The organism is Alsobacter sp. P4_H11, assembly GCF_056400925.1.
Map to the genome: position 1 here is coordinate 48,176 of NZ_JBFUKI010000016.1, position 20,602 is coordinate 68,777.

17 protein-coding genes and 1 pseudogene are annotated in these 20,602 nt (G+C 69.7%); 7 read left to right on the forward strand and 11 right to left on the reverse strand.

What is annotated here, in order from left to right:
- Positions 1 to 21: 21 nt before the first annotated feature.
- Both AC1DSZ_RS22590 and AC1DSZ_RS22595 read right to left on the reverse strand, forming a co-directional pair.
- A complete protein-coding gene (locus tag AC1DSZ_RS22590) occupies positions 22 to 675 on the reverse strand; it encodes a trimeric intracellular cation channel family protein (protein ID WP_476840567.1) in 654 nt (217 codons plus the stop codon).
- A gap of 24 nt (positions 676 to 699) precedes the next feature.
- Positions 700 to 1,341 (reverse strand): bifunctional 4-hydroxy-2-oxoglutarate aldolase/2-dehydro-3-deoxy-phosphogluconate aldolase, encoded by a 642-nt coding sequence (locus AC1DSZ_RS22595; protein WP_476840568.1) that lies wholly within the window; start codon positions 1,339 to 1,341, stop codon positions 700 to 702.
- A 162-nt stretch (positions 1,342 to 1,503) separates the two neighbouring features.
- Between AC1DSZ_RS22595 and AC1DSZ_RS22600 the strand changes: the two genes are divergently transcribed.
- Entirely contained in the window at positions 1,504 to 2,244 is a 741-nt protein-coding gene (locus tag AC1DSZ_RS22600; protein ID WP_476840569.1) for a fumarylacetoacetate hydrolase family protein, read from the forward strand.
- Between the two features lie 10 nt (positions 2,245 to 2,254).
- Here AC1DSZ_RS22600 and AC1DSZ_RS22605 read toward each other — a convergent pair whose 3' ends face one another.
- Positions 2,255 to 3,727, reverse strand: a complete 1,473-nt coding sequence (locus AC1DSZ_RS22605) for a UdgX family uracil-DNA binding protein (protein WP_476840570.1) — start codon at positions 3,725 to 3,727, stop codon at positions 2,255 to 2,257.
- Between the two features lie 267 nt (positions 3,728 to 3,994).
- A complete protein-coding gene (locus AC1DSZ_RS22610; protein WP_476840571.1) occupies positions 3,995 to 5,215 on the reverse strand; it encodes a putative DNA modification/repair radical SAM protein in 1,221 nt (406 codons plus the stop codon).
- A gap of 139 nt (positions 5,216 to 5,354) precedes the next feature.
- Between AC1DSZ_RS22610 and AC1DSZ_RS22615 the strand changes: the two genes are divergently transcribed.
- Positions 5,355 to 5,888: a hypothetical protein gene (locus tag AC1DSZ_RS22615; RefSeq protein WP_476840572.1), complete on the forward strand. Its 534-nt coding sequence runs from the start codon at positions 5,355 to 5,357 to the stop codon at positions 5,886 to 5,888.
- A gap of 28 nt (positions 5,889 to 5,916) precedes the next feature.
- Here the strand turns inward: AC1DSZ_RS22615 and AC1DSZ_RS22620 are convergent, their stop codons facing one another.
- On the reverse strand, positions 5,917 to 6,957 hold the full coding sequence (locus tag AC1DSZ_RS22620) for a LacI family DNA-binding transcriptional regulator (RefSeq protein WP_476840573.1): 1,041 nt from the start codon (positions 6,955 to 6,957) through the stop codon (positions 5,917 to 5,919).
- A gap of 104 nt (positions 6,958 to 7,061) precedes the next feature.
- On the opposite strand from AC1DSZ_RS22620, the pseudogene AC1DSZ_RS22625 reads away from it, so the two are divergent.
- Positions 7,062 to 8,000: pseudogene (locus tag AC1DSZ_RS22625) on the forward strand (NAD(P)-dependent oxidoreductase); the annotation flags it as partial.
- Between the two features lie 269 nt (positions 8,001 to 8,269).
- Positions 8,270 to 9,619 carry an oxygen-independent coproporphyrinogen III oxidase gene (gene hemN, locus AC1DSZ_RS22630; protein WP_476840574.1) on the forward strand — a complete coding sequence of 450 codons (1,350 nt, stop codon included), beginning with the start codon at positions 8,270 to 8,272 and terminating at the stop codon, positions 9,617 to 9,619.
- Here the strand turns inward: hemN and AC1DSZ_RS22635 are convergent.
- From AC1DSZ_RS22635 to AC1DSZ_RS22660, 6 genes are all read right to left on the reverse strand, one after another.
- A complete protein-coding gene (locus AC1DSZ_RS22635) occupies positions 9,616 to 10,539 on the reverse strand; it encodes a DMT family transporter (protein ID WP_476840575.1) in 924 nt (307 codons plus the stop codon). The two genes, hemN and AC1DSZ_RS22635, sit on opposite strands and share 4 nt — an antisense overlap.
- Positions 10,540 to 10,599: 60 nt before the next feature.
- Positions 10,600 to 11,382 (reverse strand): ABC transporter permease, encoded by a 783-nt coding sequence (locus AC1DSZ_RS22640; RefSeq protein WP_476840576.1) that lies wholly within the window; start codon positions 11,380 to 11,382, stop codon positions 10,600 to 10,602.
- Positions 11,382 to 12,143: an ABC transporter ATP-binding protein gene (locus AC1DSZ_RS22645; RefSeq protein WP_476840577.1), complete on the reverse strand. Its 762-nt coding sequence runs from the start codon at positions 12,141 to 12,143 to the stop codon at positions 11,382 to 11,384. The genes AC1DSZ_RS22640 and AC1DSZ_RS22645 overlap by 1 nt, the downstream gene beginning before the upstream one ends.
- Positions 12,144 to 12,145: 2 nt before the next feature.
- Positions 12,146 to 13,171: an ABC transporter substrate-binding protein gene (locus AC1DSZ_RS22650; protein WP_476840578.1), complete on the reverse strand. Its 1,026-nt coding sequence runs from the start codon at positions 13,169 to 13,171 to the stop codon at positions 12,146 to 12,148.
- A 218-nt stretch (positions 13,172 to 13,389) separates the two neighbouring features.
- The gene (locus tag AC1DSZ_RS22655) at positions 13,390 to 13,983 is read right to left on the reverse strand and encodes a GNAT family N-acetyltransferase (RefSeq protein WP_476840579.1); all 594 of its coding nucleotides are present in this window, start codon (positions 13,981 to 13,983) and stop codon (positions 13,390 to 13,392) included.
- A gap of 187 nt (positions 13,984 to 14,170) precedes the next feature.
- Complete coding sequence (locus tag AC1DSZ_RS22660) at positions 14,171 to 15,304, reverse strand: type III PLP-dependent enzyme (protein ID WP_476840580.1); 1,134 nt, start codon at positions 15,302 to 15,304, stop codon at positions 14,171 to 14,173.
- A gap of 700 nt (positions 15,305 to 16,004) precedes the next feature.
- Here AC1DSZ_RS22660 and AC1DSZ_RS22665 point away from each other — a divergent pair.
- The 3 genes from AC1DSZ_RS22665 to aztA all read left to right on the forward strand — a co-directional run bounded on the left by AC1DSZ_RS22665 (position 16,005) and on the right by aztA (position 20,546).
- Entirely contained in the window at positions 16,005 to 17,582 is a 1,578-nt protein-coding gene (locus AC1DSZ_RS22665; protein WP_476840581.1) for an OpgD/OpgG family glucan biosynthesis protein, read from the forward strand.
- A 149-nt stretch (positions 17,583 to 17,731) separates the two neighbouring features.
- Complete coding sequence (locus tag AC1DSZ_RS22670) at positions 17,732 to 19,312, forward strand: OpgD/OpgG family glucan biosynthesis protein (RefSeq protein WP_476840582.1); 1,581 nt, start codon at positions 17,732 to 17,734, stop codon at positions 19,310 to 19,312.
- Between the two features lie 499 nt (positions 19,313 to 19,811).
- On the forward strand, positions 19,812 to 20,546 hold the full coding sequence (gene aztA, locus AC1DSZ_RS22675) for a zinc ABC transporter ATP-binding protein AztA (RefSeq protein WP_476840583.1): 735 nt from the start codon (positions 19,812 to 19,814) through the stop codon (positions 20,544 to 20,546).
- Positions 20,547 to 20,602: the final 56 nt, after the last annotated feature.

Sequence of the window (20,602 nt, forward strand, 5' to 3'; positions counted from 1 at the left end):
AAATACATATCGATGCTGTATTTAGTCGAGGCGCTTGATCTCGTCCAGCGTCCGACCGGCGCGGCCGCGGTAGCGGGGCAGCGTCCAACCCCGCAGCAGCGCTGCGCCGCGCACCAGGAACCCGGCGGTGAAACCGACCGCCACCGCAACTTCGCGGCTGACGCCCAGATGCGTGCTCGCCACGAAAGCGCCCGCGCCCACCAGCGCGGCCGTCACATAGACCTCGCGGCTGAGCACCACCGGCATCTCGCCGCCGAGCACGTCGCGGATCACGCCCCCGAACGTGGCGGTGACGACCCCCATCGCGACCGCGACCGTGGGGGCCACGCCCGCCCCGAGCGCCCGCTCGGCCCCGGCGACGGCGAACAGCGCCAGGCCGAGCGCATCGAACCAGAGCAGCAGGCGGTAGCGCGAGTGGGCGAGATGGGCGGTGAAGAACACCACCGAGGACACGGCCACGCAGGTGAGGAGATATTCGGGCTGGCGCACCCAGAACACGGGCGTCAACCCGAGCAGCATGTCGCGCAGGGAGCCGCCGCCGATGCCGGTCGCGACGCCCAGCAGCGCGAAGCCGACAATGTCCATCTGCTTGCGGGACGCGACCAGCGCGCCCGAGATCGCGAACACGATGATGCCCAGCCAGTCGAGGCCGGTCGCGACGGTGTTGAACAGCATGCGAAGCCTCCGGCCGGCTCCGCGTCAGCCCCGCAACTCGGCGGCGGCGCGCGACAGGCGGGTCACCGTGGCCCAGTCGCCCGCCTTCACGGCGGCGGCCGGGGCGATCCAGGAACCGCCGACGCATACCACGTTGGGGAGCGCCAGATAGGTCCTGGCCTTCTCGGCGTCGATGCCGCCGGTGGGGCAGAACAGGATGTGCGGCAGCGGCGCGCCGAGCGCCTTCAGGAAGGCCGCGCCCCCGGCCGGCTCGGCGGGAAAGAACTTCATGACGGTGTGGCCCATCTCGGCCAGCGTCATGGCCTCGCTCGCCGTGGAGGCGCCGGGCAGCAGCGGCGCCGTGCCGTGCGCGGCGGCTTCGGCCAGCTTCGGCGAACAGCCGGGGCTGACAAGGAACCTTGCGCCGGCCGACTCGGCCTCGCGCACCTGCGAGGGCGTCAGCACCGTGCCGGCGCCCACGACCGCGTCCGGCACATGGCGGGCGATCAGCTCCATGGCTTCCAGCGCGGCGTCGGTCCGCAGCGTGATCTCCAGCGCGGGCAGGCCGCCGGCAACCAATGCATGGGCCAAAGGAACCGCCGTGTGCGGATCGTCGATGGTGAGGACCGGCACCACGGGCGCGCGGCGCAGAATGGCGAGAAGAGCCGATTGGCGGGCTTCGGTCACGACGGGTCCTCCTGCGGGCGGCTGGGATGAGCTCAGATTTCGCTCGCCGCGGGCGCGCGTCAATGGCCGCGAGGCGAGGGGGGCAGCTTGCCGGGCGGCTTGGCGCTGCCTGCAATTCGTGCCATCTCTCGCAGGTTCAAACGATTAAGTCGAGGGTGGACGATGACCAAGGACATTGCCGGCGCGCTGCTGGATTCGTACCGGACCAAGGCCCCGATCGTGAGCGGCTCGCTGCCGTCGATCAGCCGCCAGGATGCGTTCGCGACGCAAGCCGCCGTCGCGCAGGGGCTCGGCGTCCAGGTCGGCGGCTGGAAGGTCGCGATGCCGGACGCCGTGTCCACGGCGGCCCCGATGTTCTCGGACGTGCTTCTCGGCAACGGCGCGCGCTACGCGCTGCCGCCCGGCGGGGCCGTGGTGGAGATCGAGCTCGGAGTCATCCTCACCAAGGACCTGCCACCCCGCCCCGGGCAGCCCTACACCCGCGAGGAGATCGGCGCGGCAATCGGCGACGCGCTGGTGGGGGTCGAGATGGTGGCCAGCCGCTACCGCGAAATGCCGCCGGAGGCGGAGCCCAACCGCTGGCTCGCGGACAACATGGGCAACGGCGCCTACATCTCGGGCGACGCCAAGCCGCTCAGCGCCATCGGCGACCCCGCCACGCTGGTGTGCCGCTACTGGGCCAATGGCGAGCTGCAGCACGAGAAGACGGGCGGGCACCCGGCCGGCGATCCGATCGGCTGGCTGGTGAACTGGGCCAACGCCCAGGAGGACACGCTCGGCGGCCTCAAGGCCGGCCAGCTCGTCACCACGGGCAGCATCTCGCCGCCCAAGCGCTTCACCGCGCCGACGCGGATCGAGGCCGAGCTCGACCGCATCGGGCGCGTCGTGGTGGAGCTGGTTTAGGCTTCGTCCTTCAGGCAGGTCCCGGCGCCGGGCCGATCAGGTCGGCGGCCGTCTTCAGGTCGCTGACCAGGGCCGCGAAGGCGGCCTCCTTCTCGGGGTCGGTCTGCAGCCGCAGAATGTAGGACGGGTGCGTGGCGATGACGCCCCAGCGCCCGTCCGGCAGCCGGAAGGGCTGGCCGCGCTCGCGCGTCACCGCGACGGCGCGGCCGAGCACGGCCTGCGCGGCCGAGGCGCCCAGCATCACGATCACTTCCGGGTCCACGGTCTCGACCTCGCGCTCCAGCCAGGGCAGGCAGGCGTGGATCTCGGCCGCGGCCGGACGCTTGTGGATGCGCCGCTTGCCGCGCGGCTCGAATTTGAAATGCTTCACCGCATTGGTGACGTAGGCGCCGTCGCGGCCGACGCCGGCCTGCGCGAGCGCCTGGTCGAAGATGCGGCCCGCCGGGCCGACGAAGGGCCGGCCTGCGATGTCCTCCAGGTCGCCCGGCTGCTCGCCGACCACCATCAGGCGCGCGGTTTCGGGGCCTTCGCCCGGCACCGTCTGGGTGGCCTGCTCCCAGAGCGGGCAGGCCCGGCAGGCTTTCGCGGCCGCCGCGATCGCGGGCAACCCGTGCGCGTCCGCGGCCGCCGCCTCGGCGGGCTCCGGGACCTCCGCGCCGCGCCGATGCACCGGGAAGGTGGGGGCCGCCTCGATCATCGCGGCGGTGCGGGCCGCGGCGCCGGCCACGAGGTCGGGGATCAGCGCCGCCTCGGGCAGGTTCTTCCAGAAGCGCTTGGGCATCTCGGCCCGCATCGCCTCGGTGTTCAGCCGGGCCGGGTTGAAGATGTTGGCGTAGTAGGAGCGCCAGAGCTCCTCGAGCGGGTCGCCCTGCGGCGACTGCCGCCGGTTCGCGCCGGGGCCGAACAGCAGCTCGTCGCCGGTCCAGTGGGCGGAGCGTTCCGGCGTCAGGATGGTCCAGCGCAGGCTGGCGAAGCGCTTCACGAAAAACGGCGAAGCCGCCTCGACGATGTGGTTGTCGGGCTCGTACCAGGCGACGTAGGCCTCGCCGTCCGGGCTGTAGATGTCCCTGAACCGCAGGAAGGCGTGCATCTTGTGGATGTCGCGCCGCACCGCCTTGGCGAGGTCGTGGAAGCGCATCACGTCCTGGTCGGACGCCACCGACATCAGGCGCGGCTCGTCGCACAGGCGCCAGAGCAGCTGGTAGATCAGCCGGAAGCGCCCCGGCTCGCGATGCAGCGCGACCGATTGCGCCGTGTCCAGAAACGCCCGCGACACCCGCGGCGGGGCGCGCAGCTCCCCCTCGGGCAATGGCGGCGCAGCAACCTCGCCAAAGAGGTCCTGGCCGGGCTCGCCGGGCTCCCACACCACGCGCGTCGGCGGGATCCCGGCGCGCAGAAAGCGGCGAGCCGCCTCGCGGAAGCCGGCGAAATCGATATCGCCGGCAAGCTGGACGCGGTGGATGTCGGGGTTTGGCTGGGGCATGGGGTTCGAAACTGCCTTGGCCGTCATTGCGAGGAGCGGAGCGACGAAGCAATCCAGGCGCCCGGCGTCAGCTGCGTTGCTCCGCTCCGCCCGCAATGATGGCGAGCGAACGCCGAAGCTCCAGCCGTCATCCCCGGCGACCTGCGGAGCAGGTCGGGAAGGGGATCTAGGGGCAAAGGCGCGGCTGCCCTGGATCCCCTTCCCGGCGCTTCGCGCCGCCGGGGATGACGGAGCACCGAGAGACTAAGTTCATGAATGTGAGGCTCATCACGCGGCGAACAGGTCGAGCTGCTGCGCGGTCGGTGGCTTCAGCCAGGCCTGCAGGTCGGTGCGGTCGAGCAGCTTGGTCGGCCGGTGGTCCGGCAGCACGATGAAGGGCGAGACCTTGCGGAGCGGCACCTTGAGCCGCGCCAGGTCGTCGCCGCGCAACGAGCGGACGCGGCGGGACGAGAGGATGCGATCCACCGTGCGCACGCCGAGGCCCGGCACCCGCAGCAGCTCCTCGCGGCTCGCCAGGTTCACGTCCAGCGGAAAGCGCTCGCGGTGCTTCAGCGCCCAGGCGAGCTTGGGGTCCATGTCGAGCGACAACATGCCGGCCTCGCCGCCGCTCACGATCTCGGCGACGTCGAAGCCGTAGAAGCGCATCAGCCAGTCCGCCTGGTAGAGGCGGTTCTCGCGGATCAGCGGCGCGGCCTTGAGCGGCAGGGCCTTGCTGGCGTCCGGAATGGGGCTGAAGGCCGAGTAGTAGACGCGCTTCAGCTTGTAGCCGCCATACAGCGCCGCGCTGGTGGTGAGGATATGGCCGTCGTTCGCGTCGTCCGCCCCCACGATCATCTGGGTCGACTGGCCGGCGGGCGCAAAGGTGCGCCCCTTGTGGCGCGGCTGTTCGTCGATCACGCCGCGGAGATGGCCCATGGAGCGGCGGATGTCGCCGATCTCCTTGCGGGGCGCGAGCTTCTCGAGGCTGTCGGCCTTGGGCAGCTCGATGTTGACGCTGACGCGGTCGGCCCAGCGGCCGGCTTCCTCCAGCAGGCGCGGGTCGGCGTTGGGGATCAGCTTCAGGTGGATGTAGCCCCGGAAGGCGTGCTCCTCGCGCAGCGTGCGGGCGACGCGGATCAGCTCCTCCATGGTGTAGTCCGGCGACTTGATGATGCCGGACGACAGGAACAGCCCCTCGATATAGTTGCGCTTGTAGAAGTTAAGCGTGAGCTTCACGACCTCCTCGACGCTGAAGCGGGCGCGCCGCACGTGGCTGGACGACCGGTTGATGCAGTAGAGGCAGTCGTAGATGCACGCGTTGGTGAGCAGGATCTTGAGCAGCGAGACGCAGCGCCCGTCCGGCGTGTAGCTGTGGCAGATGCCGCTGCCGCCCGAGGAGCCGATGCCCTTGCGGTCGAGCGAGTCGCGCTTCGCACCGCCGCTCGACGCGCAGGACGCGTCGTATTTGGCGGCGTCGGCGAGGATCTCGAGCTTGCTCTTCAGGTCCATGCGGCATCCTTCCGTTCAGCTCTCCAAGCTAGTGCGTTCGTGCTTCGTTCTCAATCGCCCAGGATGCGGCACACCGTCACGGCGCTGCGACAAAGACCGGGATCGGCGTTGAGGTCGCAAACCGAACCGGAGACGCGCGATGAGCAAGACAGCCGAAAAGTCGGATCCCAAGCTGTGGGAGAAGGTGAAGACCCACGTCCAGAAGAGCGACAAGGGCGGCAAGCCCGGCCAGTGGTCCGCCCGCAAGGCGCAGATGGCCGTGCAGGAATACAAGCACGAGGGCGGCGGCTACAAAGGCAAGAAAACGGCCGACAACCACCTGACCGAATGGACCGAGGAGAAGTGGGGCACCAAGTCCGGCCACAAGAGCGGCGAGACCGGCGAGCGCTACCTGCCCGAAAAGGCGCGCGAGCACCTGTCGGCCGCCGAGTACAAGCGCACCACGGCCAAGAAGCGCGCCGACAGCCGCAAGGGCAAGCAGTTCTCGGCGCAGCCCAAGGACATCGCGAAGAAGACCGCGAAGGATCGCCACCATGACGGCCCGGCGAAGCGCGCGGCGCCGAAGGGCGAGCCCACCAAGGCGCAGCTCTACGGGCAGGCCAGGAAGCGCGACATTCCGGGTCGCTCGCGCATGAGCCGCGACGAACTCGCCAAGGCGCTGCACGCGCACTGAACCCACCGGGAGAGCGCCGGCGCTCGCCTCAGCGCTTCACCGTGGAAGCGCGGACGATCAGCTCCGGCGCGATCAGCACGCGCCGGGGCGGCAGGTCGGGATTCTCGATGCGCTCGATCAGCAGCTCGGCGGCGCGGCGGCCCATCTCGGCGTGGTGATTGCGCACCGTCGTGAGGGCCGGGTACCACTGCGCGGCTTCCTGCACGTCGTCGCAACCCACGATGGAGAAGTCGACGCCGGCCTCGCGCATGCGGTGGCGCAGGCCGAGCAGCGCCCCGAAGGCCGTGAGGTCGTTGAAGCAGAACGCCGCCGTGGGCGGGTCGGGGAGGTCGAGCACGGCCTGGATGCCGGCGAGGCCGGTCTGGCGCGAGCCGTAGTCCATGTAGACCAGCGCGGGATCGAAGCGGAGCCCGCGCCGCTCCAGCGCGGCCCGGTAGCCGCGATGGCGGGCGCGGCCGGTCGAGATGGCGTCGTTGCCGCCGATCATCGCAATGCGGGTGTGGCCGAGGTCGACCAGGTGGCCGATCGCCAGATCCGCGCCCATCTCGTCGTCCGAGCCGACGAAGTCGAGGCCGACGCCGTCGATCTCGCGCGAGATCTGCACCACCGGGATGCGCGCCGCCGTGAGGTGGTTGAGGCTTTCGGCCGTGGCGCCGCCGGCCGGGCACAGGATCATGCCGTCGGGGCGGTATTCCTTCAGGGTGCCGAGCACCCGCTCCTGCCGCTCCAGGCTCTCCGCATAGGTGCCGAGCAGGATGGTGCGGCCGGCCTCGGCGGCAGTCTCCTCCACGGCCACCAGCATCTCGGCGAAATACGGGTTGGTGATGTCGTGGAAGCCGACCGCGATCATGTTGGTGCGCGCGGTGCGCAGGCTCGCGGCGCTGCGGTTGTAGATGTAGCCGAGCTCGCGCGCGAGCGCCTGAACGCGCGCCTTGGTGGCGTCCGCCACGACCGGGCTGTCGCGCAGCGCGAGCGAGACGGTCGCGGTGGACACGTCGAGCTTGCCGGCGATCACCTGGAGGGTGACGCGGCCGCGATCGGCACGGTCGACGACCTCGTCGATGCTCATGCGTTTGGACTTCCCGTTTCCCCCTCGGGCAAGCATGATGCCGCCGCCCGTTCGCCCTCGTCCATCGCGGCCCGGCGAGCGGGCCACCAACGGATGGCGCATGGCCATCACAAGACGCGGGAGAGCGCACAGTGTCAACGGAACGCGAGCGGATCGGCTTCATCGGCGTCGGGCTGATGGGCCACGGCATGGCCAAGAACATCGTCGAGAAGGGCTACCCCCTGACCGTGATGGGCCATCGCAACCGCAAGCCTGTGGAAGACCTCATCGGGCGCGGCGCCCGGGAGGCGAAGAGCCCGCGCGAGATCGGCGCGGCGTCGGACATCGTTTTCCTGTGCGTGACGGGGTCGCGCGAGGTGGAGGGGCTGATCCGCGGTCCGGATGGCCTCGCGGCCGGGCTGAAGGCCGGCTCGGTGGTGGTGGACTGCTCCACGTCGGACCCGACCTCCACGGCAGCGCTCGCGGCCGAGCTCGCCGCCAACGGGATCACGCTGGTGGACGCGCCGCTGTCGCGCACCCCCAAGGAGGCCTGGGAGGGCACGCTCGACACCATGGTGGGCGCCACTCCGGAGATCTTTGCTCGCCTGAAGCCGGTGCTCGACACCTGGGCGGGCCGGGTGATCCACATCGGCGGCACGGCCGACGGCCACCGCATGAAGCTGCTCAACAACTTCATCGCGATGGGCTACGCGGCGCTGTTCTCGGAAGCTCTCACGCTGGCCCAGAAGGTCGGCATCACGCCCGAGCGCTTCGACAGCGTGGTGCGGGGCGGCCGCATGGATTGCGGCTTCTACCAGACCTTCATGAAGTGGACGCTGGAGGGCGACCGCGACGCCCACAAGTTCACGCTCAACAACGCCTTCAAGGACATGCGCTACCTTGAGTCCATGGCGGACGCGGCCGGCCTCGCCAACCCGATGGGCAACGCCGTCAAGAACGCCTACGCGATCCCGGTCGCGGCCGGCAAGGGCGACGACTACGTGCCCATGCTGTCCACCCACGTGGCCGCGCTGAACGGCACGGAGCTGAAGCGCAAGGGGTAGATGTGTTCGGGAGGTTGGTCGCTTTTGCGGCTACGGCGCCGATCTTCCCTTCTCCCCGGGACGGGGAGAAGGTGGCCGAGCGAAGCGAGGTCGGATGAGGGGAGTGGATGGGCCAACCCTCACCCCAGCCCTCTCCCCGTGCCGGGGAGAGGGGGCAGATCGCGGGCGCGGGGGCGTTTCGTTAGTTTGTCGGCGGTGTTTGACGCGCATCAACGTGGACGTCGCAAGGGCCTGACACAACGGCGCGTCGTTCCCCTGGACATGCCGCCATGCCGATCCCGTCTTCGCTGATCCTCGCCGAGAAGTCCGTCCCGCGTTACACCAGCTACCCGACGGCGCCGCATTTCACGGCCGCGGTGGACGGCGCGGTGGCGCGACATTGGATGGGCGAGCTGCCCGCCGGCGCGAGTCTGTCGGTGTACCTGCACGTCCCGTACTGCCGGGCGATGTGCAACTACTGCGGCTGCAACACCAAGGTGGCGCGCAGGCAAGAGCCGCTGGACGACTACACCGAGACCCTGCTGGCCGAGATCGACGTTCTGGCGGACGCCACGGCGGCCCGGCGGGTCACGCACATCCATTGGGGCGGCGGCACGCCGAGCCTGCTTGGGCCGGAGCGGCTGGCCCGCCTTGCCGACAAGCTCGCGTCGCGTTTCGACCTCGGCGGCGTCGTCGAGCACGCAATCGAGCTCGATCCGCGCACCGTGGACCCGGCTCTGGCGTCCGGGCTCGCACGCATCGGCGTCAACCGCGCCAGCCTGGGCGTGCAGGACCTCAACGCGCATGTGCAGACCGCCATCGGGCGGGTTCAACCCTACGAGACCGTGGCGCGCTGCGTCGACATGCTGCGCGCGGTGGGCGTCGAGGCCATCAATCTCGACCTCATGTACGGCCTGCCGCACCAGAGCGTGGACGACGTCGTGCGCACCGCCGAACTCGCGGCCGGGCTCGACCCGACCCGGCTGGCGATCTTCGGCTATGCGCATGTGCCTTGGTTCAAGGCGCACCAGCGCCTGATCGACGCCGCCGCGCTGCCGGGCGCGGCGGAGCGGCTGCAACAGGCCGCCGCCGCCAGGGACGCGCTGGTAGGGCGCGGCTACGAGGTGATCGGCCTTGACCATTTCGCCCGGCCGGACGACCCCATGGCGATCGCGGCCCGCGACGGAACGCTGCGCCGCAATTTCCAGGGCTACACCACCGATGTCGCGGACGCGCTGGTCGGGCTCGGCGCGTCCTCGATCGGCCGGCTGCCGAAGGGCTACGTCCAGAACGCGCCCGACGTGGCGGGATGGCGGCGCGCCGTGGAGGCGGGCGAGCCGCCGGTGGTGAGGGGCGTGCCGTTCTCGGTGGAGGATCACGTCCGCGCCGGCGTGATCGAGCGGCTGATGTGCGACTTCGCGGTGGATTTCGGCGCTCTCGCCCAGTCGGCCTATGGCCACGAGGAAGCTCTCGACGACGCCATCGCGCCGCTGGAGGACCTGGAGCGCGACGGCGTGCTGCGTCTGGACGGGCGGCGCGTGGCGCTGACGGAGGCCGGCAAGCCGTTCATGCGGCTCGCCGCGGCGGCGTTCGACAGCTATCTGCGCAACGGGTCTGGGCGCCATTCGGCGGCGGTCTAGCGCCTGCGTTCGTGCAGCAGCAGGTAGAGGCCCGACGCCACCACGATCAGCGAGCCGATGAATGTGAAGCGGTCGGGAACGTCGCCGAAGAGCAGGTAGCCGAGCCCGGTCATCCAGAGCAGCTGCGTGTAGATGAAGGGCGACAGCACCGCCGCGGGGGCGCGCTGGTAAGCCAGGATCAGGAGGTAGTGCCCGAACCCGCCGAAGACGCCCGTCATCGCCATCCCGAACCAGACCCACGCGTCCGGCGGCTCACGCCAGAACCAGGGCAGAAGCGGCGTCAGGATCACGACGCCGGCGAGGCCCGAATAGAACAGCGTGGTCTGCGGCGAGTCATAGGCGGCGAGCCGGCGAGTCGCGATGTTGTAGAGCGCGTAGGTGACCACGTTGAGCATGCACAAGGCCACGGCCCAGTGCATGCCGAGCCCCGGCCGCGTCACCACGAGCACGCCCATGAAGCCGACCACGATGGCCCCGAGGCGGTGCGCGCCGACCTTTTCGCCGAGCATCGGCCCGGCCAGCAGCGCCACCAGCAGCGGCGTCGCGAAGGCGATCGAGATCGTCTGGGCCAGCTGGAGATATTGCAGGGCGAAGAAATTCGCGGCCGTGGAGGTGAAGAGCAGCAGCGAGCGGACCACCTGCAGGCCCGGCCGGGTGGTGCGGCTGACGCCCGGCCGCGTGATCGGGTTCAAGAAAAAGAACACGAGCACGACATTGGACATGTAGCGCGCCCAGGTCGTCTGCACGGACGGGATGGCGTGGTTGAGCCACTTGGCGGTGGCGTCCAGCAACGAGAAGCACAGGAACGCGCAGCAGATCAGCAGGATGCCGACGAGCCGCTCACGCGCTTTTTCGTCCTGTGGTGTCGCCCCCGCCGTCATGCCGTCCCCGATCTGGCCGCCACGGCAGACTAACCGCATTTCTAATCGATTGATGATCCCGTTCGGCGGGGCACCCCTGCACTGCGCGGAGGCGGGCTCTTACGCGCGCCGGTCGGGCTGCCAACGGCGGAGCAGGGCCGCGCAGCCGAGCGCCACGGCGGCGTAGAGCATGAGCCCGGCGGCGCAGATCAGCGCCACGGCGGCGAAGAGCCTCGGCACGTTGAGGCGATAGCTCGCCTCGACGATGCGGTAGGCGAGGCCGGCGTCGGTGCCGCCCGAGCCCGCCACGAACTCGGCCACGATCGCGCCGATGAGGGAGAGGCCCCCGGCGGTGCGCACGCCCGCCAGAATGAACGGCACTGCGCTGGGCAGCTCCAGCAGCAGCAATCTTCGCCAGGGCGAGGCCCGGCCCAGCGCGAACAGGTCGGCGAGATGCGGATCGGCGGAACGCAGGCCCGCCATGGCGCCGGCCAGCACCGGGAAGAACGCGACGATGAACACCGACAGGTAGATGGTGGCGGTCGGCCCCGCATAGATCACCAGGATGGGCGCGATCGCGACCAGCGGGGTCACCTGCAGGATCACCGCATAGGGCGAGAAGGCGAGGGCGGCCCAGCGCGAGCGCGTCAACAGGATCGCGAGGGCGACGCCGCCCACCAGCGCGGCGGCGAAGCCGGTGATCGTCAGCCTGAGCGTCACCGCCAGCGCGGCGAAGAGCAGCGGCGCATCCTCGGCGAGGGCCTGCGCGATGCGGCTGGGGGCCGGGAGCTTGTAGGGCGGAATGGCGTAAACGCGCACCAGCGCTTCCCAGGCCATGGCCGTGAGCGCGAGCACGCCGACCGGAAGCAGCACGGATGCGAGCCGGTGGGCCGGCTTGCGCATCAACGCACGCCCTCGCCCTGCGCCTGGGCGAGCGCAGCGGACGCCTGGGCGCAGAGATCCAGATAGGCCTGGTCGCGGCGCAGCGCCTCGGTCCGCGCGGCCGGGAGGGTCACGGCGATTTCGCGCAGGATGCGGCCGGGCCGGCGGGTCATCACGGCCAGGCGGGTGGAAAGGTAGACGCTCTCGTAGACCGAGTGGGTGACGAACACGACCGTGCAGCCCGTCTCGCGCCACAGCCCGAGCAGGTCGTCGTTGAGCCTGAAGCGGGTGATCTCGTCCAGCGCCGCGAAGGGCTCGTCCATCAGCAGCAGCCGGGGCCGGGTGATCAGCGCGCGCGCGATGGCGACGCGCATGCGCATGCCGCCGGACAACTCGTGCGGCAGCGCCTGCGCGAAGTCCGCTACGCCGACGCGTCCGAGCTCGGCCTGGATGCGCGAGGCCGCGTCGCGCCGGGAGACGCCCGCGAGGCGCAGCGGCAGCCAGACATTGTCCGCCACGCTCGCCCAGGGCATCAGGGTGGGGTCCTGGAACACGAAGGAGAGGCCGCCCTCGCCGGCGGTCCGGGCCGTGGTCTCGATGGCGCCCTCGGTGGGCGTCTCCAGCCCGGCGATCATCCGCAAGGCCGTGGTCTTGCCGCAGCCGGACGGGCCGAGCAGCGACAGGAACTCGCCCTCGCGGATCGCGAGATCGAGCCCCGCCAAGGCGATGACGCCCGTGTCGAAGGTCTTGCCGACGCCGGCGAGGCGAACCAGCGGGGCCATGCTCAGGGCTTGCCGGCCGCGGATGTGAGCCTGGCTTTCTCCGCCAGTCCGACGCCCTTGTTGACGAAGGCGAGGCTGTAGGCCTTGGCGAGGTCGAGGCCCGGCTTCAGCACGCCGGCCTTCACCATCTTGCCGTAGAAGCTCGCCATGCGGGCGTCCGTCATCGCGCCGACGCCCTGCGTGAGCGCCTCGCCGGAATCGACGATGCCGTCCTGCTTCATGCGGTCGATCGAGAAGGCGATCAGCTCCTTGGAGATGTCCGGGTTGAGCTTGCGGATCAGCGCGTTGGCGGCGGCGTTGTCGCCATGGAGGTAGTTCACCCAGCCCAGGATGGAGGCCTCGACGAAGCGGCGCACGAGGTCGGGATTGCCCGTCACGAGGTCGCGGCGGGTCTCGATCGTGGTGGCGTAGCTGTCGAAACCGTAGTCGGCGAGCAGGAACACCTTGGGGTCGAAGCCGCCCTGGCGGCGGATGGCGAGCGGCTCGGAGGTGGCGTAGCCCTGCTGGGCGGAGCGCTTGTCGGCCAGGAAAGGCGCGGCCGAGAAGGCGTAGGGCTTCACCTGCTCGTCGCGGAAGCCGTACTCGGCCTTGAGCCACTGGAAGCTCGACGCGACCGTCTGCTTGGACAGGAACAGCGTCGCGTTCTTCAGGTCCGCCAGCGTCTCGAAGCCCTGGCCCGGGTGGGCCATCAGCACCTGCGGCTCCTTCTGGAACAGGGCCGCTACCACCAGGGTCGGGATGTCCTGCTCCATGGCCGCGAAGGCCTGGATGAGATTGCCGCCCATGTAGAAATCGAGCTTGCCGACCGGCAGCAGCAGCCTGTTGTTCACCTGCGGGCCGCCCGGCGCAATCGTTACGTCAAGGCCGTAGCGCGCGTAGGTCCCGTCCGCGAGCGCCTGGTAGAAGCCGCCATGCTCGGGCTGCGGCAGCCAGTTCGTGCCGAACGTTACCTTGTCGGCCGCCCGCGCGGGCGCGGCGAGCAACGCCAGGACGGCGAGGCACAGGCTGAGGGCGCGGTAGACCAGCATCGGGGAGCTCCGGGGGCATCGGCCCGGAAGCAATATACCGCGCCGCAGCAAGCGTCACCCGGAGCGCGACGGTTTCGAGCCTGGGAGGGACATCCTCCCGTCATTGCGGGCGGAGCGAAGCAATCCAGCTGATGCCGGGCCGGGAGGCGCAGAGCCCTACGCCCTGCGCTTGGATTGCTTCGTCGCTGCGCTCCTCGCAATGACGGAGAGGGGTTTCTTCAAGCAGCGCGGCGCAGGCCCTCGTCGCCGGCCGCCATGGCGGCGACCAGGAGGTCGAGGTCGGGCTTGGGCGCGAGGGCGCCGGTGGGGCTGACGAGGCCGCGGGCGCCCCGCAACGCGTCGGGCTTCAGCTCCAGGCCGAGGAAGCGCTCGCGCTCCACCGGGCCGGGCATCCAGAGCGCGCTGGTGACGTCCGCCGAGAAGCCGAAGCGCTCGTAGTAGGGCGCGTCGCCGACCAGCAGCACCGCCTCGTGGCCGGTCGCGGCCGCGAGCGTCAGCGCGGCGCGCATCAGCTTGCCGCCGAGGCCCTCGGAGCGCACGGCGCCGTCCACCGCGAGCGGGCCGAGCATCAGGGCGGCGCGGCCCGGGCCGGCGCTGACGTTCCACAGCCGCACGGTGCCGACCAGCCGGCCGCCGCGCTCGGCCGCCAGCGCGAGCGCGGGCAGGCGGCCTTCGCGCAGGCGCTCGCAGGTCTTGAGCGTGCGGGCCGGGCCCAGCGCGGCGTCGAGCAGCGCCTCGCGGGCGTCGAAATCCGCGGCGGTCTCGGGACGGATCTGCAAGCCCGTGAGGGCGGCGTCGGAAACGTGAATCATGGCCGTGCTCCTTCCCCGCCCGGCTGGCGCCGGAACGGATCGAATCCAGTGAAGGTTCGTGGGGAAGCTGGGCCCGCAGTCTCCGGAGGAGACGCACGGACCCGAGACGCGGGCGCGGGGGAGTGCGCGCCGAGGCCTGCCGGGCGGCAGGCCAGCCGCAGCCGCCGGCGCGGGGCCGGCGGCTGGCTCAGATCACGTAGGATCGGAGCGGAGGGAAGCCGTTGAACGCGACGGCCGAGTAGGTGGTCGTGTACGCGCCCGCGCCTTCGATCAGCACCTTGTCGCCGATCGAGAGGCTCACCGGGAGCATGTACGGCTCCTTCTCGTACATCACGTCGGCCGAGTCGCAGGTCGGGCCGGCGAGCACGCAGGGGACCATCTCGTCCCCGTCGTGACGGGTGCGGATGGGGTACCGGATCGACTCGTCCATCGTCTCGGCGAGGCCGCCGAACTTGCCGATGTCCAGGTAGACCCAGCGAACCTCGTCCTCGTTGTCCGACTTCTTCGAGATCAGCACGACTTCGGACTCGATCAGGCCGGCGTTGCCGACCATGCCGCGACCGGGCTCGATGATGGTCTCGGGCAGGCGGTTGCCGAAGTGCTTGGAGAGAGCCCGGAAGATGGAGTCGCCATAGCGGCTCACGCCCGGAACTTCCTTCAGGTACTTGGTCGGGAAACCGCCGCCGAGGTTCACCATCGAGAGGCTCATGCCGCGCACCGCGCACTCGCGGAAGATTTCCGCGGACGAGGCGAGCGCCTGATCCCAGGCTTCCGTGTTGCGCTGCTGCGAACCGACGTGGAAGGAGACGCCATAGGCCTCCAGCCCGTTGCGGTGCGCATGCTCCAACACGTCCGCGGCCATCTCGGGCACGCAGCCGAACTTGCGGGACAGCGGCCACTCGGCGCCGGCGCCGTCGCACAGGATGCGGCAGAACACCTTGGAGCCGGGCGCGGCGCGCACGATCTTGTCGACCTCGGCGACGCAATCGACCGCGAAGAGGCGGATGCCGAGCGAGTAAGCCCGCGCGATGTCCCGCTCCTTCTTGATCGTGTTGCCGAACGAGATGCGATCGGCGGTCGCGCCGGCCGCCAGCGCCATCTCGATCTCGACCACCGAAGCGGTGTCGAAGCACGAGCCGAGCGTGGCGAGCAGGTGCAGCACCTCCGGCGACGGGTTCGCCTTCACGGCGTAGAACACCCGGGTGTCCGGCAGGGCGCGCGCGAACGCGTTGTAGTTGTCCCGCACGACATCGAGGTCGAGGACCATGCAGGGTCCATCCTCACGGCGCGTACGAAGGAACTCACGGATGCGTGCAGTCATGGCACGAATCTCCCAAGGCTGCCGAACGCCAGTCAGGCGCTCGAAAGGTTGAAGCCCCGGGTGTCGGTCCCACGACGCGGCGCTTTGGAGACGCCGACGCCGGGTGAGGACACCCGATGATGCTGCCTTGGATTGGACTGGGGAGACCCCATCCGCACGTCGGGCAAAGAAGGACAAGCCTCTTCGGTGATCCGACCTTTGGAGGGCCGGACGAGACCAAAAAAGCCCGTTCCGTCGTTGCTTTAAGTCACGTCCCCCGGGGAGAGCGGGGTACGCCGGTTTTCCCTCCGGCTGCTGGTCAGGGTTCGGAACGCGGCATTTCTGCCGGGATCATCGCCAATGGGGTTCCCACCTCATTGGTCCCGATCCTGTCCCGGGCGGCTGTCCGGCCTCTTGTCCGGATGCCCACCGACCAGCACGCGACCACAGGCACGTGCGTAATTGGGCGAGGGGATACATAGGGACGTTCGCCCCCCTCCGCAATAGTTTTTTTCGGCTCTCCGCAAATTGCTGACAGGGGGGCTAAGTCTCTGATATTGGGAAAGGAAGAGCACCGTGGGGACGAGCTTCCAGCTGCAGCCGGCCAGAGCCGGCCGGCATGGCCGCGCAGGAGCCCGGTTCCGCGGTCCGGATGCAGGGTTCCGGCCCTGTTTTCGCCGCCCGTTCTCGCTCGTTTGTCCCGCCTCAGAGTTCTCGCCAGATGCCCCTCTCCCGTCGTCACTTCATCGCCCGGCTCGGCGGCCTCGGGGCCGCCATCCTGGCGGCTCGCCCGGCCCAGGCCCAGCCGGCCCCGGCGTCGCCCGGGCCCCAGCCGAACCAGCCGCGGTTCGGCTTCGACGACGTGATCCGCCGGGCGCGCGACCTGTCGGGCGCGCCATACGACGCCAATCCGCCGCCGCTGCCCGAGTCGCTCGCCAAGCTGGACTATGACAGCTACCGCGACATCCGCTTTCGGCCGGACAAGTCCTTGCTGGGCGGCAATGGCGGCCAGTTCCGCATGCACATGTTCCACCCGGGGTTCCTGTTCAACCGCCCGGTGGTGGTGAACGTGATCCGCGACGGCGTCAGCGCGCCCGCGCCCTATTCTGCGTCCCTGTTCGACTATGGCCGCAACAAGCTCGGAAACCTGCCGGTCAATCTCGGCTTCGCGGGCTTTCGCCTGCATTACCCGCTGAACGATCCGCGCGTGCAGGACGAGCTGATCTCGTTTCTGGGCGCGAGCTATTTTCGGTTCCTCGGCCGCAAGCAGCGCTACGGCCTGTCGGCGCGCGGGCTCGCGATCGGGGTGGGGGCGAAGGAGACGGAGGAGTTCCCGGTGTTCCGGGAGTTCTGGATCGAGCAGCCGGGCCCCGATTCGGACCGCGCCGTGATCTATGCGCTGCTGGACGGGCCGTCGCTGACGGGCGCCTACCAGTTCTTCGTCTACCCGTCGAACGAGACGGTGGTGGACGTCTCCATGCAGCTCTTCCCGCGCAAGCGGATCGAGCGCATCGGCATCGCGCCGCTGACCTCGATGTTTTTCGTGGGCGAGAACGACCGCCGCTTCAACGACGACTTCCGGCCCGAGCTGCATGATTCGGACGGGCTGCTGATGCATACCGGCGCGGGCGAGTGGCTGTGGCGGCCGCTGCGCAACCCCAAGGAGATCAGCTTCTCGGGCTTCATGGACGCCAATCCGCGCGGCTTCGGGCTGATGCAGCGCGACCGCACCTTCGAGCATTACCAGGACATCGACCTCGGCTACGAGGCGCGCCCGAGCTACTGGGTGGAGCCGCGCGGCAACTGGGGCGAGGGCCGCATCGAGCTGATCGAGATCCCGACCGGCGACGAGACCAACGACAACGTCGTCGCCTACTGGACGCCGAACGCCGTGCCGGAGCCGGGCCAGAGCCTCAGCTGGGGCTATCGCATCACGGCCGTGACGGACGACTACAAGCTCCATAGCGGCGGCGCGGCCTACAACACCTGGCAGACCTCCGCGCGGGCGCTGGGCGCGCCGGAGCCTCCGGCGCCGGGCTCGCGGCGATTCATCATCGATTTCGCGGGCGGCGACCTCGGCTACTACCTCAATGATCCCGAGAAGGTGCAGATCGTGCCGTCCGCTTCGGCCGGCCGCATCGTGCGAACCTTCCTGGTGCCGAACCCGAAGACCGAGGGCTTCCGCGCGGGCATCGACGTGCAGCTCGAGAAGGGGCAGACTGCCGATCTTCGCGCCTTCCTGCGGTCTGGCGGGCGCGCCCTGACGGAGACCTGGACGTTTCCCTGGAAGGCCGAATAATCGTCGGGTCCAGGTTGGCGGGTGTGCGGCCGCACGCTCGTCCGGCGTCTTTCGGCCACGATGCTGCGGGATGACTCCCGCGATTTTCCTCCCACCGAGCGTCGCCGGCCCGTTGCGGAACCGCCGGCTTCGCCCAATATGGCTGCCCCATGAGCCTTGATCGTCGGACGTTTCTTCAACTCACCGCCGCCATCCAGACCGCAGCCGCGCTCGGGGTGGGCCCCGCGCAGGCGCAGAAGGCCGATGGCCTCGCGTTCGGGCCGGCCGAGCCCTTCAGCTGGGAGGGCCTGAAACGCCAGGCGAAGGAGCTCGCGGCCAAGCCCTATGAGAGCCCGCCGCGTCCCGATCCCGAGATCGTGCGGCAGATCGACTACGACGCGCATGGCAAGCTGCGCTTCAAGCTCGAAAACGCGCTCTGGGGCGAGGGCGGCAGCGTCTACCCGCTCAGCTTTCAGCACGTCGGCCTCTACTTCCAGAAGACGGTGCGCATGCACCTGATCGAGAAGGGCGCCTCGCGGGAGATCAACTACAACCCGAACCTGTTCATGGGCGGGCCGGACCACGTCGCCCGCAAGCTTGGGCCCGAGCCTTCCGCCTTCGCGGGGTTCTGGGTGCACGAGAGCCGCAACGACGCCGGCTGGAAGAAGGCGGAGCCGTGGGCGACCTTCCTGGGCGCCTCGTATTTCCGCGCGGTGGGCGAGCTCGGCCAGGTCGGCCTGTCGGCGCGCGGCCTGGCGCTCGGACCCGGCACCGCGAGCCCGGAGGAATTCCCGGACTTCATCTCGTTCTGGTTCGAGCCCGCGCCGACCGAGAACGACCCCGTGATCGTCAACGCCCTGATGGACAGCCCGAGCCTCACCGGCGCCTACCGCTTCGCCATGCGGCGCGGCAAGGGCGTGGTGATGGACATCGACGCCAGCCTGAACCTGCGCAAGCCGGTGGAGCGCATGGGCATGGCGCCGCTCACCTCCATGTATTGGTTCTCCGAGACCGTGAAGCCGACCGCGATCGACTGGCGACCCGAGATCCACGATTCGGACGGCCTGGCGGTTTGGAACGGCAAGGGCGAGCACTTCTGGCGGCCGCTCAACAATCCGAGCCGCATCATGGTGTCGAGCTTCGTCGACCAGGCGCCGCGCGGCTTCGGCCTGTGCCAGCGCGACCGCAATTTCGAGAATTATCAGGACGGCGTGAAGTACCAGCTTCGCCCGACCGCCTGGGTGGAGCCGCTGGGCGACTGGGGCGAGGGCGCGATCCAGCTCACCGAGATCCCGACCGACGACGAGATCCACGACAACATCGTGGCCATGTGGGTGCCCAAGGACCCGACCGCGGCCGGCAAGACCTACGACTACCGGTACCGCCTCCACTGGCTGGCGGACGAGCCCTACCCGTCGCCGCTGGCGCGCTGCATGGCGACGCGCCTCGGCAATGGCGGCCAGCCGGGCCAGCCCCGCCCCAAGGGCGTGCGCAAGTTCATGGTGGAGTTCAAGGGCGACGTCCTGTCGAAGCTGCCCTTCGGCACCAAGCCCGAGGCGGTGCTGTCGGCCTCGCGCGGGCAGTTCTCCTATGTCTACACCGAAGCGGTGCCGAACGAGATCCCGGGCCACTGGCGCGCGCAGTTCGACTTCACGGTGGACGGCAAGGACCCGGTGGAGATGCGGCTCTACCTCAAGCACGGCGACGAAGTGCTGAGCGAGACCTGGCTGTATCAGTACCACCCGTTCTGAGGCAGCCACTGGTTTTGACGTTTGCTCAATGCCCCTCATCCTGAGGAGACATGCGCCTTCGCATGGCGTCTCGAAGGACGAGGAATCCAGTGTGCTCCATCTGTCTTACATGCTGGAGTCCCTCGTCCTTCGAGACGCATCGCCAAGGGGCGATGCTCCTCAGGATGAGGGGATTGTGGCTTTGGATCCCGCGGTAAGGGTTCACCAGTCGAGCCAAGACCCAAGGTCGGCGCTCGGGCCAACCGCGAACCACGCCACGGCCGAAACGTTACAACATAACATCCCGCTTGCGCGGCCTGAGTGTTATGTTGTAACACTTGAGCCCTGAGCCGGTCCCCTCCGCCCGGCTGGAGTTCCCCCCGGTGGCCCACGCCCATCCTCATCCTCAGCCTGCTCACGCGCCGTTCTCGTTGCTCCGTCTTTCGGTCGGGCAGCGGCTGGTGGGCGCCGGCGTGGTGGTGGCGTTGATCTGGGCGCTCGTGTTCTGGGCGGTGGGCTGATGAGCGCGATCCGCTTCAACGACCTGACGCTCGGCTATGACCGCCACCCCGTGGTGCATCACCTCGACGGCGAGGTCCGCTCGGGCGAGTTGCTCGCCATCGTGGGGCCGAACGGCGCCGGCAAGTCGACGCTGCTGAAGGGCATCGCGGGCGCGCTCGCGCCGTTGTCGGGCTCGGTGGGGCTCGACCGCAAGGCGACCCGCATCGCCTACCTGCCGCAGGCGGCGGACGTGGACCGCAAGTTCCCGATCAGCGTCTATGACGTGGTGTCGATGGGCCTGTGGCGGCGCACCGGCTGGCTCGGCGGCGTCGGCCGCCAGGATCGCGCCGCGATCGAGCACGCCATCGCGGCGGTCGGGCTCACGGGCTTCGAGGATCGCGCCATCGGGGCGCTCTCGGGCGGGCAGATGCAGCGCGCCTTGTTCGCCCGCCTGCTGCTTCAGGACGCCGGCGTGATCCTGCTGGACGAACCGCTCACCGCCATCGACGCCAAGACGGCGGCCGACCTGCTCGACCTCGTGCGCCGCTGGCACGCCGAGGAGCGCACCGTGGTGGCGGTGCTGCACGACTTCGAGGTCGTGAAATCCGTGTTTCCGCAGACCCTGCTGGTCGCCCGCGAGGCCGTGGCCTGGGGGGCGACCGCCGACGTGCTGACGCCCGACAACCTCCTGAAGGCGCGCCGCATGCTGGAGGCGCCGGACCGCGCCGCCGAGCGCTGTTCGCGCGCCGCGTAGCATCGAGTTCAGTTCCGTTCGACGACGACCCGCCGGCAGGCGGGCGGGAGACGCTC

Bases quoted from the DNA above. Each gene is read 5' to 3' on its own strand.
- AC1DSZ_RS22590 (WP_476840567.1), bottom strand. From the start codon at position 675: ATGCTGTTCAACACCGTCGCGACCGGCCTCGACTGGCTGGGCATCATC.
- AC1DSZ_RS22665 (WP_476840581.1), top strand. From the start codon at position 16,005: ATGCCCCTCTCCCGTCGTCACTTCATCGCCCGGCTCGGCGGCCTCGGG.
- AC1DSZ_RS22620 (WP_476840573.1), bottom strand. From the start codon at position 6,957: ATGAGCATCGACGAGGTCGTCGACCGTGCCGATCGCGGCCGCGTCACC.
- AC1DSZ_RS22615 (WP_476840572.1), top strand. From the start codon at position 5,355: ATGAGCAAGACAGCCGAAAAGTCGGATCCCAAGCTGTGGGAGAAGGTG.
- AC1DSZ_RS22660 (WP_476840580.1), bottom strand. From the start codon at position 15,304: ATGACTGCACGCATCCGTGAGTTCCTTCGTACGCGCCGTGAGGATGGA.
- AC1DSZ_RS22655 (WP_476840579.1), bottom strand. From the start codon at position 13,983: ATGATTCACGTTTCCGACGCCGCCCTCACGGGCTTGCAGATCCGTCCC.
- AC1DSZ_RS22635 (WP_476840575.1), bottom strand. From the start codon at position 10,539: ATGCGGTTAGTCTGCCGTGGCGGCCAGATCGGGGACGGCATGACGGCG.
- AC1DSZ_RS22650 (WP_476840578.1), bottom strand. From the start codon at position 13,171: ATGCTGGTCTACCGCGCCCTCAGCCTGTGCCTCGCCGTCCTGGCGTTG.
- AC1DSZ_RS22600 (WP_476840569.1), top strand. From the start codon at position 1,504: ATGACCAAGGACATTGCCGGCGCGCTGCTGGATTCGTACCGGACCAAG.
- AC1DSZ_RS22670 (WP_476840582.1), top strand. From the start codon at position 17,732: ATGAGCCTTGATCGTCGGACGTTTCTTCAACTCACCGCCGCCATCCAG.
- AC1DSZ_RS22605 (WP_476840570.1), bottom strand. From the start codon at position 3,727: ATGCCCCAGCCAAACCCCGACATCCACCGCGTCCAGCTTGCCGGCGAT.
- aztA (WP_476840583.1), top strand. From the start codon at position 19,812: ATGAGCGCGATCCGCTTCAACGACCTGACGCTCGGCTATGACCGCCAC.
- hemN (WP_476840574.1), top strand. From the start codon at position 8,270: ATGCCGATCCCGTCTTCGCTGATCCTCGCCGAGAAGTCCGTCCCGCGT.
- AC1DSZ_RS22610 (WP_476840571.1), bottom strand. From the start codon at position 5,215: ATGGACCTGAAGAGCAAGCTCGAGATCCTCGCCGACGCCGCCAAATAC.
- AC1DSZ_RS22645 (WP_476840577.1), bottom strand. From the start codon at position 12,143: ATGGCCCCGCTGGTTCGCCTCGCCGGCGTCGGCAAGACCTTCGACACG.
- AC1DSZ_RS22640 (WP_476840576.1), bottom strand. From the start codon at position 11,382: ATGCGCAAGCCGGCCCACCGGCTCGCATCCGTGCTGCTTCCGGTCGGC.